The sequence below is a fragment of the Streptomyces sp. NBC_01451 genome (genome assembly GCF_036227485.1).
Taxonomy (GTDB): Bacteria; Actinomycetota; Actinomycetes; order Streptomycetales; family Streptomycetaceae; genus Streptomyces.
In genome coordinates, this window is record NZ_CP109479.1 from 7,534,563 (window position 1) to 7,548,862 (window position 14,300).

The following is a 14,300-nucleotide window of genomic DNA, read 5'->3' on the forward strand; positions in this document are numbered from 1 at the left end:
GCGGTCGGGGACATCCCATACAACTCGCCGGCACGAAAGCCGGCGTACCTAACGAGGAGATCGGTTCGTGACGATCCGCGTAGGCATCAACGGCTTTGGCCGCATCGGTCGTAACTACTTCCGCGCGCTGCTGGAGCAGGGTGCTGACATCGAGATCGTGGCTGTCAACGACCTGGGTGACACCGCGACCACAGCTCATCTTCTGAAGTACGACACGATCCTGGGTCGTCTCAAGGCCGAGGTGACGCACACCGCCGACACGATCACCGTCGACGGTCACACCATCAAGGTGCTCTCGGAGCGCGACCCGGCGGACATCCCCTGGGGTGAGCTGGGCGTCGACATCGTCATCGAGTCGACCGGCATCTTCACCAAGAAGGCCGACGCCGCGAAGCACATCGCCGGTGGCGCCAAGAAGGTCCTCATCTCGGCTCCGGCCACGGACGAGGACATCACGATCGTCCTCGGCGTCAACGAGGACAAGTACGACGCGGCGAACCACCACATCATCTCCAACGCCTCCTGCACCACCAACTGTGTGGCGCCGATGGCCAAGGTTCTCCTGGAGAACTTCGGCGTCGTCTCGGGCCTGATGACCACGGTCCACGCCTACACCAGCGACCAGCGTCTCCAGGACTTCCCGCACAAGGACCTGCGCCGCGCCCGCGCCGCCGCCGAGAACATCATCCCGGCGAGCACCGGTGCGGCCAAGGCCCTCGGCGTGGTCATCCCGGAGCTGGCGGGCAAGCTCAACGGCATGGCGATGCGTGTGCCGGTCCCGACGGGATCCGTCACCGACCTGGTCGTCGAGACGGAGCGCGTGGTGACCAAGGAAGAGGTCAACGCCGCCTTCCAGAAGGCCGCCCAGGGACAGCTGAAGGGCTACCTGACGTACACCGAGGACCAGATCGTCTCCTCGGACATCGTCAGCGACCCGTCGTCCTGCACCTTCGACTCCTCGCTGACCATGGTGCAGGGCAACAGCGTGAAGATCATCGGCTGGTACGACAACGAGTGGGGCTACTCCAACCGCCTCGTCGACCTCACGGTCTTCGTCGGCAACCAGCTCTGAGTACCGGAGCAGGCACTTCGATGTGAGCACAGGGCTCGGGCAACGCAACGCGGCGTTGCCCGAGCCCTGTGGCACGTACCGATCGATCCAGCCCCTCCCGGACAAGAGAGCCCTCCTTAGGAGTCCCTTCATGAAGACGATCGACGAACTCCTCGCCGAAGGAGTCGACGGCAAGCGGGTCTTCGTCCGCGCCGACCTGAACGTGCCGCTGGCCGGCGGCCTCATCACCGACGACGGCCGCATCCGGGCCGTCCTGCCCACCGTCAAGGCCCTCGCGGACGCCGGCGCCAAGGTCGTCGTCGCCTCCCACCTGGGCCGCCCCAAGGGCGCCCCGGACCCCGCCTTCTCCCTGCTGCCGGCCGCCGAGCGCCTCGGTGAGCTCCTGGACGCCCCCGTGGCCTTCGCCCAGGACACCGTCGGCCCCGCCGCCCACGCCGCCGTGAACGGCCTCCAGCCCGGCCAGGTCGCGGTGCTCGAGAACCTGCGCTTCAACGCCGGTGAGACGTCGAAGGACGACACCGAGCGCGGCGAGTTCGCCGATCAGCTGGCCGCCCTCGCCGATGTCTACGTGGGTGACGGCTTCGGCGCCGTGCACCGCGGACACGCCTCGGTCCTCGACCTGCCGGCCCGCCTGCCGCACTACGCCGGTTACCTCATCGCCACCGAGGTCGGCGTCCTCAAGAAGCTCACCGAGGACGTCAAGCGGCCGTACGTCGTCGTACTGGGCGGAGCCAAGGTCTCCGACAAGCTCGCCGTCATCGACCAGCTGCTCGGCAAGGCCGACCGCATCCTCATCGGCGGCGGCATGGTGTTCACCTTCCTCAAGGCCAAGGGATACGAGATCGGCGCCTCCCTCGTCCAGGAGGACCAGCTCCCGGCCGTCAACGAGTACATCGAGCGCGCGGAGAAGAACGGCGTCGAGCTGATCCTCCCGGTCGACGTGCTGGCCGGCTCCGCGTTCCCGGACCTGAAGACCAAGGCTCCCGCGAACCCCGTCACCGTCGCCGCGGACGCGATGCCCGCGGACCGGATGGGCCTGGACATCGGTCCGGAGTCCAGCACGCTGTACGCCTCGAAGCTCGCCGACGCCGCCACCGTCTTCTGGAACGGCCCCATGGGCGTCTTCGAACACCCCGACTACGCCGAGGGCACCAAGGCGGTCGCCCAGGCTCTCCTCGACTCCCCGGCCTTCACGGTCGTCGGCGGCGGAGACTCCGCCGCCGCCGTGCGCATCCTGGGCTTCGACGAGAACGCATTCGGCCACATCTCGACCGGTGGCGGCGCCTCCCTCGAATACCTTGAGGGCAAGACGCTCCCCGGGCTCGCCGCACTGGAAGGCTGACCCCGCACATGACCACTCGCACGCCGCTGATGGCGGGCAACTGGAAGATGAACCTCAACCACCTTGAGGCCATCGCCCACGTCCAGAAGCTCGCGTTCGCCCTCGCGGACAAGGACTACGAGGCCTGTGAGGTCGCGGTCCTGCCGCCCTTCACCGACCTTCGTTCCGTACAGACCCTGGTCGACGGCGACAAGCTCAAGATCAAGTACGGCGCCCAGGACATCTCCGCGCACGACACGGGCGCCTACACGGGCGAGATCTCCGGCCCGATGCTGGCCAAGCTCAAGTGCACCTACGTGGCGATCGGTCACTCGGAGCGCCGCCAGTACCACAACGAGACCGACGAGCTCGTCAACGCCAAGGTGAAGGCCGCCTACAAGCACGGCCTCACCCCGATCCTGTGCGTCGGCGAGGAACTGGAGGTCCGCGAGGCGGGCAACCACGTCTCCCACACGCTCGCGCAGGTCGAGGGCGGCCTCAAGGACCTCCCGGCCGAGCAGGCCGAGACCGTCGTCATCGCGTACGAGCCCGTCTGGGCCATCGGCACCGGCAAGGTCTGCGGCTCCGACGACGCCCAGGAGGTCTGCGGGGCGATCCGAGTGAAGCTCGCCGAGCTCTACTCCCAGGACGTGGCCGACGCTGTACGCATCCAGTACGGCGGTTCGGTGAAGTCCGGGAACGTCGCCGAGATCATGGCGAAGCCCGACATCGACGGCGCACTGGTCGGCGGGGCCTCGCTGGACGCCGAAGAGTTCGTCAAGATCGTTCGGTTCCGAGACCAGTGAGTATGCGCTAGCGGAGATCCGTCGTACCCTGGCGGGGCCGAAACTAGTATTTGGTGCGCCGAGCGCTCCGAATGAGAGTTCCGGCCCCGTCGTCCATCGGAATCCGAGGAAGTTGGTCCAGCCGTGGTTTTGGGGTTCTCGATCGCCCTGATCGTCTTCAGCCTGCTGCTGATGCTGCTCGTGCTGATGCACAAGGGGAAGGGCGGCGGCCTCTCCGACATGTTCGGTGGCGGCATGCAGTCGTCCGTCGGCGGCTCCTCGGTCGCCGAGCGCAACCTCGACCGCATCACCGTGGTGCTCGGTCTGCTGTGGTTCGCATGCATTGTGGTGCTCGGCATCCTGATGAAGGTGAACAACTGATCAGCGGCTGACACCGGTCGTCAAATACCGGTACGACAGCACATCACGCACGCACATTCCGCACGTAAGGCCCCATGTTCGGTACGCCCCGCCAAGGGCGGCCTATCATGGGGCTTGCGTCTTGGTGCAGGGCCTGTAACTCCGAGCACTGGACGCGCGTTGGGCCTTACGTAGACTGAGGCGCTCGCAACGAAGCGAAAAAGTCGACTCGCTTCGCGGCACCATTACGCAGGGAGTTACGACCGTGGCAAGTGGCAACGCGATCCGAGGAAGCCGGGTCGGGGCGGGGCCGATGGGCGAGGCCGAGCGTGGCGAGTCCGCGCCACGGCTGCGCATCTCCTTCTGGTGCTCCAACGGGCATGAGACGCAGCCCAGCTTCGCCAGCGACGCGCAGGTGCCCGATACCTGGGACTGCCCGCGCTGCGGCTTTCCGGCCGGACAGGACCGGGACAACCCGCCGGCCCCGCCGCGCACCGAGCCGTACAAGACGCATCTCGCGTATGTACGGGAGCGGCGCAGTGACGCGGACGGCGAGGCGATCCTCGCCGAGGCGCTCGCCAAACTGCGGGGCGAGATCTAGAAGTTGACGGCCGGTCAGGCACCGAGAGGTGCCTGACCGGAGCCGTTTGGCGGGGCGTCACCCACCGGCTCCCCGACCGATTGTCAGTGGTGCCCTCTACGGTTTGTGAATCGGCGAACCGCGAGGGGGAATGGTGACGACGGTCGAGTTGGCGGGAGCGCGTGTGCCCGCGTGGCGCGGGGGCTTCGGACGGTTGTGGAGCGCCGCCGTACTCTCCAGCTTCGGCGACGCGCTGCGCACGGCCGCGCTGCCCCTTCTCGCCACGACACTCACCGACAAACCCCTGCTCATCGCCTCCGTGACGGCCTGCGGCTATCTGCCCTGGCTCGTCTTCGGCCTGCTCGGCGGCGCCGTCGCGGACCGGGTCGACCAGCGGCGCGCCATGTGGACGGTGGATGCGGTACGAGGGCTGCTGGTCGCCTGCTTCGCCGTGGCCGTCGGCCTCGGGCACGCCACGATCGGCCTGCTCATCGCACTCGCCTTCGCGCTGACCACCCTTCAGACCCTCTTCGACAACGCCTCGACGGCCCTGCTGCCGACCCTGGTCGACAAGGAGGCGCTCGGCGGCGCGAACGCCCGCCTGATGACCGGTCAGCGCATCGCGGGTGGTCTGCTGGCCGGACCGGTGGTGCCGGCCCTGATCGCGCTGGGCGCGGCCGTTCCCTTCGCGGCCGATGCCGTCACCTTCCTGGTGGGGGCGGCCCTGGTCGCCTCGCTGCGACCCGAGGTCTCCGCGCGGGCACCGAGACCGGCGGGCAGCACCCTGCGCGCCGAGATCACGGCCGGCCTGCGCGCCCTGTGCCACGACGGGCCGCTGCGTGGCCTGTGTGCGGCCACGGCACTGTGCAACGTGGGCATGGGCGCCCTGATCGCCACCCTCGTCCTGCTCGTCACCGACTGGCTGGACGCGGGCAACGGGGGGTACGCGGCGGCCATGACCGCGTACGCCGTCGGCAGTCTCGCCGGCGGCGCGCTGAACGGCAGGCTCGTCGTCCGGCTCGGGCGGATACGGGCCGTGCTCCTCGCCGGGACGGTGCAGATCGGCGCGCTGGTCGTGATGGGCTCGGTGCGCAGCCTGGCCGCGCTGGTGGCCGCCATGGCGGTGTTCGGGCTCATGGGGATGGTGTGGAACGTCAACGCGACGACCCTGATGCAGAGCCGCAGCCCCGCCGAGATGCTGGGCCGGGTCAGCTCGGCCTTCCGCACGCTGGCGGTCGCCGGAGCACCCCTGGGCGCGCTGCTGGGCGGCGCCGTCGCGACGGCGTGGGGACTCAACACACCAGCGCTGCTGGCCGCCGCTTTCTTCGTGCTGTCGGTCACCGCACTGATACCGGCGCTGAAGTCGGACGTATCTGTTGGCGAGGACGTATCCGTTGTTGAACCGGACGACGGTACGACGACAGCTCGACCAACGCGCTGATCAATTAGGTTGGGACCGGCAGCGGGGCCCAGGCACGAAAGAGGCGGAAGTCCGAGATGAACGCAGACAGCCGTAGCAGGCTCAACCAGACGCCCGAGTGGACGGCCCTGGCCAAGCACCGTGAGGAGCTGGCGGACACCCATCTGCGGGACCTGTTCGCGACCGGCCCCGGGCGCGGAGCCGGGTACACGCTCCAGGTCGGTGATCTGCACATCGACTACTCCAAGCACCTGATCACGGACGAGACCCTCGCCCTCCTCCAGGAACTCGCCGCCGCCACCGGTGTGTTCGGGTTGCGGGACGCCATGTTCCGGGGCGACCGGATCAACATCACCGAGGACCGTGCGGTGCTGCACACCGCGTTGCGGGCGCCGCGTGACGCGGTGATCGAGGTCGGCGGGGAGAACGTCGTCCCGGCCGTGCACGCCGTCCTGGACCGGATGGCCGGCTTCGCGGACAAGGTCCGCTCGGGTGAGTGGACCGGCCACACCGGCAGGCGCATCAGGAATGTCGTCAACATCGGCATCGGCGGCTCGGACCTCGGCCCGGCGATGGCCTACGAGGCGCTGCGGGCGTTCACCGCACGGGAGTTGACGTTCCGGTTCGTGTCGAACGTCGACGGCGCCGATCTCCACGAGGCGGTCCGGGACCTCGACCCGGCGGAGACCCTGTTCATCGTCGCGTCGAAGACGTTCACCACCATCGAGACGATCACGAACGCCACCTCGGCGCGTTCCTGGCTCCTCGCGGGGCTGGGCGACGACAAGGCGGTCGCCAGGCACTTCGTGGCGCTGTCGACGAACTCCGGGAAGGTGTCGGACTTCGGCATCGACACGGACAACATGTTCGAGTTCTGGGACTGGGTCGGCGGACGCTACTCCTACGACTCGGCGATCGGCCTGTCGCTGATGATCGCGATCGGCCCCGACCGGTTCCGGGAGATGCTCGACGGGTTCGCACTGGTCGACGAACACTTCCGCACGGCTCCGGCGGAGGCCAACGCACCTCTGCTGCTGGGCCTGTTGGGCATCTGGTACGGCAACTTCTTCGACGCCCAGTCGCATGCCGTCCTGCCCTACAGCCACTACCTCTCCAAGTTCACGGCCTACCTGCAGCAGCTGGACATGGAGTCCAACGGCAAGTCGGTCGACCGCGACGGGCTGCCGGTCGACTGGCAGACGGGGCCGGTGGTGTGGGGCACGCCCGGGACGAACGGTCAGCACGCCTACTACCAGTTGATCCACCAGGGCACCAAGCTCATCCCGGCGGACTTCATCGGGTTCGCCCAGCCGGTCGCGGAACTGAGTGACGAACTCAAGGACCAGCACGACCTGTTGATGGCCAACTTCTTCGCGCAGACACAGGCCCTGGCGTTCGGCAAGACACCGGACGAGGTACGGGCGGAGGGAGTGCCGGAGGAACTGGTCGCCCACAAGACGTTCCAGGGCAACCACCCGACGACGACTGTGCTGGCGCGGGAGCTGACTCCGTCCGTGCTGGGCCAGTTGATCGCGCTCTACGAGCACAAGGTGTTCGTGCAGGGGGCCGTGTGGAACATCGACTCGTTCGACCAGTGGGGCGTCGAGCTGGGCAAGGTGCTGGCGAAGCGGGTTGAGCCGGCGTTGACGGAGGGGGTGGAGGTGGCCGGGCTGGATGCGTCCACTACGGCGCTGGTTGCCACGTATCGGGAGCTGCGCGGGAGGTAGGGGGTTGTTTTTCGCCCCCGCCGCCCCTTCCCGTCCCGTTCCTGGGGGCTGCCGCCCCCAGACCCCCGCTTCGGCCCTGAAGGGGCCTCGTCCTCAAACGCCGGACGGGCTGAAATCCAGCCCCTCCGGCGTTTGAGGAGCGGGGGTTCGGGGGCGGAGCCCCCGAGGACGGGACGGGAAGGGGCGGCGGGGGCGAGGAAAGTCGCCCGTCGCCGCCCCAGTGGGTACGGATGTCCCTCAGGGGGATGCCGGTGGGTACAGCGCCCTCGGGAGTTGGGAGGCTGCCGGGGCGTCCAGCAGCCACAGGGTGCGTTGTCTGCCGTACGCACCTGCCGCCGGGGCCTGGATCTCGCCCGCGCCCGACAGGGCTATGGCCGCCGCCCCGGCCTTGTCCTCGCCGGCAGCCAGCAGCCATACCTCGCGGGCCGCGCGGATCGCCGGCAGGGTGAGGGTGACCCGGGTCGGCGGGGGCTTCGGGGCGCCGTGGACGCCCACCACCGTGCGGTCGGTCTCCCGTACGGCCGGGAGTTCCGGGAACAGGGACGCCACATGCGTGTCCGGGCCGACACCCAGCAGCAGGACGTCGAACGTGGGTACGGGGCCGTGGGATTCGGGGTCCGCCGACTTGGCCAGTTCCGCCGCGTACGCCTCCGCCGCCGAGTCCACGTCGGAGCCGTACGGGCCGTCCGACGCGGGCATGGCGTGGACGCGGGCCGGGTCCAGAGGCACCGCGTCCAGCAGCGCCGCCTTCGCCTGGGTGATGTTGCGGTCCGGGTCGCCCTCGGGCAGGAAGCGTTCGTCGCCCCACCACAGGTCGAGCCGGGCCCAGTCGATCGCGTCCCGGGCGGGCGCGGAGGCCAGTGCGGCCAGCAGGCCGTTGCCGTTGCGGCCGCCGGTGAGGACCACCGACGCCGAGCCCCGTGAGGCCTGCGCGTCGACGATCTTCGTGATCAGGCGGGCCGCGGCGGCCTCGGCCATCAGCTCCTTGTCACGGTGGACGACGAGCTGCGGTGCCGTACTCACTTCGTGGACACCTTCTTCACCGGTGGCATCAGAGCCGGAGTGGCCCTGTCCGCGTCCTCCGCCACGGGCGGCTTCCTCGCCGGTTCCAGTGCCAGTGCCGACGCCGGTGCGGGGGCCGGTGCCTGCGGTTCGGGGGCCGTCGAAGGGGCCAGCCGCTCCACGCCGTACCGCAGCGCGGACGCGTACGTGTCGTCCGGGTCCAGGCGCCGCAGCTCCTCCGCCATCAGCTCCGCGGTCTCACGGCGCTTGAGCGCCACCGCGCGGTCGGGCTGGCCCTGGATGGAGAGGGTCGCCAGGGAGCCGTCGGCGCGGTCGAGGGTGATGGGGCCGGTGCTCGTCCGCATCCGGACCGCCGTCAGGCCGGGGCCCGAGGACAGGGAGCGCTTCACCGGGACGTCCAGCCGGTCCGCCAGCCACATCGCCAGCAGCTCGCAGCTCGGGTTGAACTCCTCGCCCTCCACCTCGACCGCGTTCACCTCGCAGGTGACCTGGTCCAGGGCGGCGGCCAGCATCGAGCGCCACGGGGTGATACGGGTCCAGGAGAGATCCGTGTCGCCCGGCGTGTACGCGTCCGCGCGCGCCGCCAGTTCCCGTACCGGCTGCTCGGCCGCGTACGTGTCCGTCACCCTGCGCTGCGCGAGAGCGCCCAGCGGGTCCTTCGCCGGGTCCTGCGGGGCGTTCACCGGCCACCAGACGACCACCGGGGCGTCCGGCAGCAGCAGGGGCAGCACCACCGAGTCGGCGTGGTCGACGACCTCGCCGTACAGGCGCAGGACGACCGTCTCGCCGCTGCCCGCGTCCGCGCCGACCCTGACCTCGGCGTCGAGGCGGGACGTCGTACGGTCGCGGGGGGAGCGGGAGACGCGCTTGACGACCACCAGGGTGCGCGAGGGATGCTCGCGCGAGGCGTCGTTCGCGGCCTTCAGGGCGTCGTAGGCGTTCTCCTCGTCGGTGACGATGACAAGGGTGAGGACCATGCCGACGGCCGGTGTTCCTATGGCCCGACGGCCTTGCACCAGCGCCTTGTTGACCTTGCTGGCCGTGGTGTCCGTGAGGTCTATTTTCATGGGCGCCGCCAGCTCCGTCCGTCTCGTTCGAGCATTTCGTCGGCCTCGACGGGGCCCCACGTGCCCGAGGGGTACTGCGCGGGCTTGCCGTGCTTGTCCCAGTACTGCTCGATCGGGTCGAGGATCCGCCAGGACAGCTCGACCTCCTCGGTGCGCGGGAAGAGGTTGGAGTCGCCCAGGAGGACGTCCAGGATCAGGCGTTCGTAGGCCTCCGGGCTCGACTCCGTGAACGACTCGCCGTACGCGAAGTCCATGGACACGTCCCGGATCTCCATCGAGGTGCCGGGCACCTTGGAGCCGAAGCGGACCGTGATGCCCTCGTCGGGCTGGACACGGATGACGATCGCGTTCTGGCCCAGTTCCTCCGTCGCCGTGTGGTCGAAGGGGGAGTGCGGTGCCCGCTGGAAGACCACCGCGATCTCGGTGACGCGACGGCCCAGACGCTTGCCGGTCCGCAGGTAGAACGGGACGCCCGCCCAGCGGCGGTTGTCGACCTCGACCTTGATCGCCGCGTAGGTGTCGGTCTTCGACTTGGGGTCGATGCCGTCTTCCTGGAGGTAGCCGATGGCCTTCTCGCCGCCCTGCCAGCCCGCCGCGTACTGCCCGCGGACCGTGTCCTCGCCCAGGTTCTGCGGCAGCTTGACCGCGCCGAGCACCTTCGTCTTCTCGGCCGCCAGCGCGTCCGCGTCGAAGGAGGAGGGCTCCTCCATGGCCGTGAGGGCCAGCAGCTGGAGGAGGTGGTTCTGGATGACGTCGCGGGCCGCGCCGATGCCGTCGTAGTAGCCCGCCCGGCCGCCGATGCCGATGTCCTCGGCCATCGTGATCTGGATGTGGTCGACATACGACCGGTTCCAGATGGGCTCGAACATCTGGTTGGCGAAGCGGAGCGCCAGGATGTTCTGGACGGTCTCCTTGCCGAGGTAGTGGTCGATCCGGAAGACCTGGTCCGGGGCGAAGACCTCCTCGACGGTCGTGTTGAGCTCCTCGGCCGACCTGAGGTCGTGACCGAACGGCTTCTCGATGACCGCGCGCCGCCAGGAACCGTTGTCCTGGTCGGCCAGACCGTGCTTCTTCAGCTGCTTGATGACCACCGGGAAGGCGGACGGCGGCACGGAGAGGTAGAAGGCGAAGTTGCCGCCCGTCCCCTGCGCCTTGTCCAGCTCCTCGATCGTCGAGCGCAGCCGCTCGAAGGACTCGTCGTCGTCGAAGGTGCCCTGGACGAAGCGCATCCCCTGGATGAGCTGCTGCCAGACCTCCTCACGGAACGGCGTACGGGCGTGCTCCTTGACGGCGTCGTGGACCTCCGCCGCGAAGTCCTCGTCCGCCCACTCGCGCCGGGCGAAGCCGACGAGGGAGAAACCTGGCGGCAGCAACCCGCGGTTGGCGAGGTCGTACACGGCAGGCATCAGCTTTTTGCGTGACAGGTCGCCGGTGACCCCGAAGATGACCAGGCCCGACGGCCCCGCGATACGCGGGAGCCGTCGGTCTGCGGGGTCACGCAGCGGGTTGCTGCTTGACAAGGTTTCAGCCCTCCGAGGGGGCGAGGCGCGTCAGTTCCGCCTCGGTCGACTTGAGCAGGTCGGTCCAGGACGCCTCGAACTTCTCGACGCCCTCGTCCTCCAGGAGCTGGACCACTTCGTCGTACGAGATGCCGAGCTTCTCGACCGCGTCGAGCTCGGCGCGGGACTGCTCGTACGTGCCGGCGATCGTGTTGCCGGTGATCTGCCCGTGGTCCTCGGTGGCGAACAGGGTCGCCTCCGGCATGGTGTTCACCGTGTTCGGCGCGGCCAGTTCGTCGACGTACAGGGTGTCCTTGTACGCCGGGTCCTTGACGCCGGTCGAGGCCCACAGCGGACGCTGCTTGTTGGCCTGCGCCTTGTCGAGGGCCACCCAGCGCTCCGAGCCGAAGACCTCCTCGTACGCCTGGTAGGCGAGCCGCGCGTTGGCCAGACCGGCCTTGCCGCGGGCGGCCTTGGCCTCGTCGGTGCCCAGCGCGTCGATCCGCTTGTCGATCTCGGTGTCCACGCGGGACACGAAGAAGGACGCCACGGAGTGGATCTTCGACAGGTCCAGGCCGCGGTCCTTGGCCTTCTCCAGGCCCGCCAGGTAGGCGTCCATGACCTCGCGGTAGCGCGCCAGCGAGAAGATCAGCGTGACGTTGACGCTGATCCCGAGGCCGATGACCTCGGTGATCGCCGGGAGACCCGCCCTGGTGGCCGGGATCTTGATCAGGGTGTTCGGCCGGTCCACCAGCCAGGCCAGCTGCTTGGCCTCGGCGACGGTCGCGAGGGTGTTGTGGGCGAGACGGGGGTCGACCTCGATCGACACCCGGCCGTCCTGGCCCTGCGTCGAGTCGAAGACCGGACGCAGGATGTCGGCGGCGTCACGGACGTCCGCCGTCGTGATCATGCGGATGGCCTCTTCGACGGTGACCTTGCGGGCGGCGAGCTCGGTGAGCTGCTGGTCGTAGCCCTCACCTCCGCTGATCGCCTTCTGGAAGATCGACGGGTTGGTCGTGACGCCCACGACGTGCTGCTGGTCGATCAGTTCGGCGAGGTTGCCGGACGTGATCCGCTGGCGCGACAGGTCGTCCAGCCAGATCGCGACGCCTTCCTCGGAGAGGCGCTTGAGTGCGTCTGTCATGGAAAATGCATCTCCTACGTGTCGGTATGTCAGCGTCAGCGCTGGGCTGCGGCGATCGATTCCTTGGCTACGGCGGCGACGTTCTCGGCAGTGAAGCCGAACTCCTCGAAGAGGACCTTGCCGTCGGCCGACGCGCCGAAGTGCTCCAGGGAAACGATGCGACCGGCATCCCCGACGTACTTGTGCCAGGTGAGACCGATACCGGCCTCGACCGCGACGCGCGCCTTGACGGACGGGGGCAGAACGCTCTCCCGGTACCCCTGGTCCTGCTCCTCGAACCACTCCACGGACGGCATCGACACGACCCGCGTCGGCACACCCTCCGCCTGGAGCCGCTCGCGCGCGCCGACGGCCACGTGGACCTCGGAACCGGTCGCGATGAGGATGACCTCGGGTGTGCCGCCCTCGGCCTCGAAGAGCACGTAGCCGCCCTTGGCCGCGTCCTCGTTGGCCTCGTACGTCGGCACACCCTGGCGGGTGAGTGCCAGCCCGTGCGGGGCGCCCTTGCCGAAGACCTTCGTCCAGCGCTTGAGGATCTCGCGCCAGGCGATGGCGGTCTCGTTGGCGTCGGCCGGGCGGACGACGTTCAGGCCCGGGATCGCGCGCAGCGTGGCCAGGTGTTCGACCGGCTGGTGCGTCGGGCCGTCCTCGCCGAGGCCGATGGAGTCGTGCGTCCAGACGTACGTCACCGGCACGTGCATCAGCGCGGACAGCCGTACCGCGTTGCGCATGTAGTCGGAGAAGACGAGGAAGGTACCGCCGTAGATACGGGTGTTGCCGTGCAGCGCGATGCCGTTCATCTCGGCGGCCATCGAGTGCTCGCGGATGCCGAAGTGGATCGTGCGGCCGTACGGGTCCGCCTCCGGCAGCGGGTTGTCCGCCGGGAGGAAGGAGGACGTCTTGTCGATCGTCGTGTTGTTCGAGCCGGCCAGGTCCGCCGAGCCGCCCCACAGCTCCGGGATGACCGCACCCAGCGCCTGGAGGACCTTGCCGGACGCGGCACGCGTGGCGACACCCTTGCCCGCCTCGAAGACCGGGAGCTTCTCCTCCCAGCCCTTGGGCAGTTCACCAGCGGCGATACGGTCGAACTCGGCGGCGCGCTCGGCGTTGTTGTTGCGCCACTCCTGGAACGACTTCTCCCACTCCGCCTTGGCCTGACGGCCGCGCTCCAGCGCCTCGCGGGTGTGGTTGAGAACCGCGTCGGAGACCTCGAACGACTGCTCGGGGTCGAAGCCGAGGACGCGCTTGGTGGCCGCCACCTCGTCGTCGCCGAGCGCCGAGCCGTGCGCGGCCTCGGTGTTCTGGGCGTTCGGGGCGGGCCAGGCGATGATCGAGCGCATCGCGATGAACGACGGCTTGTCCGTCACCTTCTTCGCGGCCTGCACGGCGTTGTAGATGGCGTGCGGGTCGAGGTCGCCGTCCGGCTTCGGGGCGATCCGCTGCACATGCCAGCCGTACGCCTCGTAGCGCTTGGCGACGTCCTCGGAGACGGCCGTCTCGGTGTCACCCTCGATCGAGATGTGGTTGTCGTCCCACAGCAGGACCAGGTTGCCGAGCTTCTGGTGGCCGGCCAGCGAGGACGCCTCCGCGGAGATGCCCTCCTGGAGGCAGCCGTCACCGGCGATCGCGAAGATGAAGTGGTCGAACGGGGACTCCCCTTCGGGTGCCTCCGGGTCGAACAGACCACGCTCGTAGCGGGCGGCCATGGCCATGCCCACGGCGTTGGCGACACCCTGGCCGAGCGGACCGGTCGTCGTCTCGACGCCCGTCGTGTGCCCGTACTCGGGGTGACCGGGGGTCTTGGAACCCCACGTCCGGAACGCCTTCAGGTCGTCCAGCTCCAGGCCGAAACCGGCCAGGTACAGCTGGGTGTAGAGGGTCAGGGACGAGTGACCGGCGGACAGTACGAAACGGTCGCGCCCGACCCAGTCGGCGTCCGCCGGGTCGTGCCGCATCACCTTCTGGAAGAGGGTGTACGCGGCGGGGGCCAGGCTCATCGCCGTACCGGGATGGCCGTTGCCGACCTTCTGTACGGCATCGGCGGCCAGGACGCGGGCGGTGTCGACGGCCCGCTGGTCCAACTCGGTCCACTCGAGGTCTGTGGTGGTCGGCTTGGTGCTCACCCTGGGTCAGGGCTCCTCTCCACATGTCTAATGCCGGCGTCCTCGGTGTCCACCGGCTGCCGGGGGCTGACACCCTCGGCCTTTGTCGAGCCTACCCTCGTAAGAACGTGCAGTATTTCGAGTCATTCCAGACTGCCGGGACTGCTTCGCGTCCGCCTCCCGACCACTGCCGGACTGCA

At 69.0% G+C, this 14,300-nt stretch carries 12 protein-coding genes; 7 read left to right on the top strand and 5 right to left on the bottom strand.

Features of this window, described 5'->3' with window-relative positions; genetic code table 11:
• Positions 1 to 67: 67 nt before the first annotated feature.
• From gap to pgi, 7 genes are all read left to right on the top strand, one after another.
• The gene (gene gap / locus OG595_RS33145; RefSeq protein WP_329278454.1) at positions 68 to 1,072 is read left to right on the top strand and encodes a type I glyceraldehyde-3-phosphate dehydrogenase; all 1,005 of its coding nucleotides are present in this window, start codon (positions 68 to 70) and stop codon (positions 1,070 to 1,072) included.
• A gap of 130 nt (positions 1,073 to 1,202) precedes the next feature.
• On the top strand, positions 1,203 to 2,414 hold the full coding sequence (locus OG595_RS33150) for a phosphoglycerate kinase (protein WP_329278455.1): 1,212 nt from the start codon (positions 1,203 to 1,205) through the stop codon (positions 2,412 to 2,414).
• A gap of 8 nt (positions 2,415 to 2,422) precedes the next feature.
• A complete protein-coding gene (gene tpiA / locus OG595_RS33155; protein WP_329278458.1) occupies positions 2,423 to 3,199 on the top strand; it encodes a triose-phosphate isomerase in 777 nt (258 codons plus the stop codon).
• Positions 3,200 to 3,322: 123 nt separating this feature from the next.
• Positions 3,323 to 3,559, top strand: a complete 237-nt coding sequence (gene secG / locus OG595_RS33160) for a preprotein translocase subunit SecG (RefSeq protein WP_079054207.1) — start codon at positions 3,323 to 3,325, stop codon at positions 3,557 to 3,559.
• A 244-nt stretch (positions 3,560 to 3,803) separates the two neighbouring features.
• Entirely contained in the window at positions 3,804 to 4,139 is a 336-nt protein-coding gene (locus OG595_RS33165) for an RNA polymerase-binding protein RbpA (protein ID WP_010352468.1), read from the top strand.
• Positions 4,140 to 4,272: 133 nt separating this feature from the next.
• The gene (locus tag OG595_RS33170) at positions 4,273 to 5,559 is read left to right on the top strand and encodes an MFS transporter (protein ID WP_329283421.1); all 1,287 of its coding nucleotides are present in this window, start codon (positions 4,273 to 4,275) and stop codon (positions 5,557 to 5,559) included.
• A 56-nt stretch (positions 5,560 to 5,615) separates the two neighbouring features.
• A complete protein-coding gene (pgi, locus tag OG595_RS33175; RefSeq protein ID WP_329278461.1) occupies positions 5,616 to 7,265 on the top strand; it encodes a glucose-6-phosphate isomerase in 1,650 nt (549 codons plus the stop codon).
• A 237-nt stretch (positions 7,266 to 7,502) separates the two neighbouring features.
• On the opposite strand, the gene pgl is transcribed toward pgi, so the two are convergent.
• Genes pgl through tkt form a run of 5 tightly spaced genes read right to left on the bottom strand, consistent with a single transcriptional unit; the run spans position 7,503 to position 14,121 of the window.
• Positions 7,503 to 8,288 (bottom strand): 6-phosphogluconolactonase, encoded by a 786-nt coding sequence (pgl, locus tag OG595_RS33180; RefSeq protein ID WP_329278462.1) that lies wholly within the window; start codon positions 8,286 to 8,288, stop codon positions 7,503 to 7,505.
• A complete protein-coding gene (gene opcA / locus OG595_RS33185) occupies positions 8,285 to 9,355 on the bottom strand; it encodes a glucose-6-phosphate dehydrogenase assembly protein OpcA (RefSeq protein WP_329278464.1) in 1,071 nt (356 codons plus the stop codon). The genes pgl and opcA overlap by 4 nt, the downstream gene beginning before the upstream one ends.
• Positions 9,352 to 10,875 (bottom strand): glucose-6-phosphate dehydrogenase, encoded by a 1,524-nt coding sequence (gene zwf, locus OG595_RS33190; RefSeq protein ID WP_329278465.1) that lies wholly within the window; start codon positions 10,873 to 10,875, stop codon positions 9,352 to 9,354. Before zwf ends, opcA begins: the two co-directional genes overlap by 4 nt.
• A gap of 4 nt (positions 10,876 to 10,879) precedes the next feature.
• On the bottom strand, positions 10,880 to 11,998 hold the full coding sequence (tal, locus tag OG595_RS33195; RefSeq protein ID WP_329278468.1) for a transaldolase: 1,119 nt from the start codon (positions 11,996 to 11,998) through the stop codon (positions 10,880 to 10,882).
• Between the two features lie 35 nt (positions 11,999 to 12,033).
• On the bottom strand, positions 12,034 to 14,121 hold the full coding sequence (tkt, locus tag OG595_RS33200) for a transketolase (RefSeq protein WP_329278470.1): 2,088 nt from the start codon (positions 14,119 to 14,121) through the stop codon (positions 12,034 to 12,036).
• Between the last annotated feature and the right edge of the window lie 179 nt (positions 14,122 to 14,300).

What these genes read in the sequence shown, in the direction of transcription:
- tpiA (WP_329278458.1), top strand. Translation starts at nt 2,423, where the DNA reads ATGACCACTCGCACGCCGCTGATGGCGGGCAACTGGAAGATGAACCTC.
- pgi (WP_329278461.1), top strand. Translation starts at nt 5,616, where the DNA reads ATGAACGCAGACAGCCGTAGCAGGCTCAACCAGACGCCCGAGTGGACG.
- tal (WP_329278468.1), bottom strand. Translation starts at nt 11,998, where the DNA reads ATGACAGACGCACTCAAGCGCCTCTCCGAGGAAGGCGTCGCGATCTGG.
- OG595_RS33150 (WP_329278455.1), top strand. Translation starts at nt 1,203, where the DNA reads ATGAAGACGATCGACGAACTCCTCGCCGAAGGAGTCGACGGCAAGCGG.
- opcA (WP_329278464.1), bottom strand. Translation starts at nt 9,355, where the DNA reads ATGAAAATAGACCTCACGGACACCACGGCCAGCAAGGTCAACAAGGCG.